Here is a 2,500-nt window from a genome sequence, read left to right as displayed (position 1 = left end):
GTAACACTAACTGGAGGTCCGAACCCACACCTGTTGAAAAAGGTCGGGATGAGTTGTGCCTAGGGGTGAAAGGCCAATCAAACTCGGAGATAGCTGGTTCTCCGCGAAATCTATTTAGGTAGAGCGTCATCCGAATACCCCGGGGGGTAGAGCACTGGATGGGTAATGGGGCCCCACAGGCTTACTGATCCTAACCAAACTCCGAATACCCGGGAGTACTAGATGGCAGACACACGGCGAATGCTAACGTCCGTCGTGAAGAGGGAAACAACCCTGACCTCCAGCTAAGGCCCCTAATTCATGGCTAAGTGGGAAAGCAGGTGGGACGACCAAAACAACCAGGAGGTTGGCTTAGAAGCAGCCATCCTTTAAAGATAGCGTAACAGCTCACTGGTCTAAACAAGTTGTCCTGCGGCGAAGATGTAACGGGGCTCAAGCCATGAGCCGAAGCTGAGGATGCACATAGTGCATGGTAGCGGAGCGTAGTGTGACATTATCTCATTCCTCTTTTGCATCTTCGGGTGCATCGGAGGATCGAGATATTCGATGAAGCCGGGGCGTGAGCCATCCGGTGGAGAGATCACTAGCGAGAATGATGACATGAGTAGCGACAAACAGGGTGAGAGACCCTGTCGCCGAAAGTCCAAGGGTTCCTGCTTAAAGCTAATCTGAGCAGGGTAAGCCGACCCCTAAGGCGAGGCCGAAAGGCGTAGTCGATGGGAATCAGGTTAATATTCCTGAGCCAGTAGGACGTGACGGATCTCGAAGGTAGTTCATCCTTATCGGATTGAATGGGCTGCTTAGAGGTTCCTGGAAATAGCCCTACATGAGATCGTACCCTAAACCGACACAGGTGGACTGGTAGAGAATACCAAGGCGCTTGAGAGAACGATGTTGAAGGAACTCGGCAAAATACCTCCGTAAGTTCGCGAGAAGGAGGCCCGGTTTCCAGGCAACTGGAGGCTGGGGGCACAAACCAGGGGGTGGCGACTGTTTACTAAAAACACAGGGCTCTGCGAAGTCGCAAGACGACGTATAGGGTCTGACGCCTGCCCGGTGCCTGAAGGTTAAAAGGAGGAGTGCAAGCTCTGAATTGAAGCCCAGGTAAACGGCGGCCGTAACTATAACGGTCCTAAGGTAGCGAAATTCCTTGTCGGGTAAGTTCCGACCTGCACGAATGGCGTAACGACTTCCCCGCTGTCTCCAACATCGACTCAGCGAAATTGAATTACCTGTCAAGATGCAGGTTACCCGCGGTTAGACGGAAAGACCCCGTGCACCTTTACTACAGCTTCAGACTGGTATCAGGCCAGGCATGTGCAGGATAGGTGGTAGGCTTTGAAGCGGTGACGCCAGTCGCCGTGGAGCCATCCTTGAGATACCACCCTTGCCTCGCTTGATATCTAACCGCGGTCCGTTATCCGGATCCGGGACCCTCTGTGGCGGGTAGTTTGACTGGGGCGGTCGCCTCCTAAAGAGTAACGGAGGCGCGCGAAGGTTGGCTCAGAGCGGTCGGACATCGCTCGTTGAGTGCAATGGCAGAAGCCAGCCTGACTGCGAGACTGACAAGTCGAGCAGAGTCGAAAGACGGCCATAGTGATCCGGTGGTCCCAAGTGGGAGGGCCATCGCTCAACGGATAAAAGGTACGCCGGGGATAACAGGCTGATGATGCCCAAGAGTCCATATCGACGGCATCGTTTGGCACCTCGATGTCGGCTCATCTCATCCTGGGGCTGGAGCAGGTCCCAAGGGTACGGCTGTTCGCCGTTTAAAGAGGTACGTGAGCTGGGTTTAGAACGTCGTGAGACAGTTCGGTCCCTATCTTCCGTGGGTGTAGGATACTTGAGAGGAGTTGCCCCTAGTACGAGAGGACCGGGGTGAACGATCCACTGGTGGACCAGTTGTCATGCCAATGGCAGTGCTGGGTAGCTATGATCGGACAGGATAACCGCTGAAGGCATCTAAGCGGGAAGCCCCCCTCAAAACAAGGTATCCCTGAGAGCCGTGGTAGACCACCACGTCGATAGGCCGGAGATGTAAGTGCAGCAATGCATTCAGTTGACCGGTACTAATTGCTCGATAGGCTTGATTTGATCCAGTAGAAGCCATGCTTCGAACGACAACCAAGAGCATACACACACAATCAGCGTGCTCGACTTGGAATACCCCGCAGTCCCGAAAGGGACTGTCGGGACGATGTGAAAACACCCCGGACGGGGTGGGAACGCGCCTTTCTGCGAAAGACGCTGCCTCCCACTCCGGACCCTGCCCCGCAGGGCCGGTAGGTGTGATTCTTTGGTTTGGTGATCATAGCGCAAGCAAAACACCCGGTCCCATCCCGAACCCGGCCGTTAAGTGCTGTAGCGCCGATGGTACTGCGTCTCAAGACGTGGGAGAGTAGGTCATCGCCAAACCTAAAAATCACACCAATTCTCCATAAACACAAATAAAACACAAAAACCCCCAGTTGGATAAACACCAACCGGGGGTTCTTGCGTC

The 2,500-nt window shown here is 54.3% G+C and carries 2 rRNA genes (1 of these 2 cut by a window edge); both read left to right on the top strand.

Going from position 1 to position 2,500, the window contains the following annotated elements:
* A 23S ribosomal RNA gene (locus V6N07_RS18375) occupies positions 1–2,094 on the top strand (it extends 736 nt beyond the left edge of the window).
* Positions 2,095–2,300: 206 nt separating this feature from the next.
* Positions 2,301–2,415, top strand: a 5S ribosomal RNA gene (rrf, locus tag V6N07_RS18370).
* Positions 2,416–2,500: the final 85 nt, after the last annotated feature.

This window comes from Jannaschia sp. 2305UL9-9 (genome assembly GCF_041403465.1).
Classification (GTDB): domain Bacteria; phylum Pseudomonadota; class Alphaproteobacteria; order Rhodobacterales; family Rhodobacteraceae; genus Jannaschia.
The sequence above is the reverse complement of the archived record's forward strand: the minus strand, read 5'-3'. Positions and strand labels throughout refer to the sequence as shown.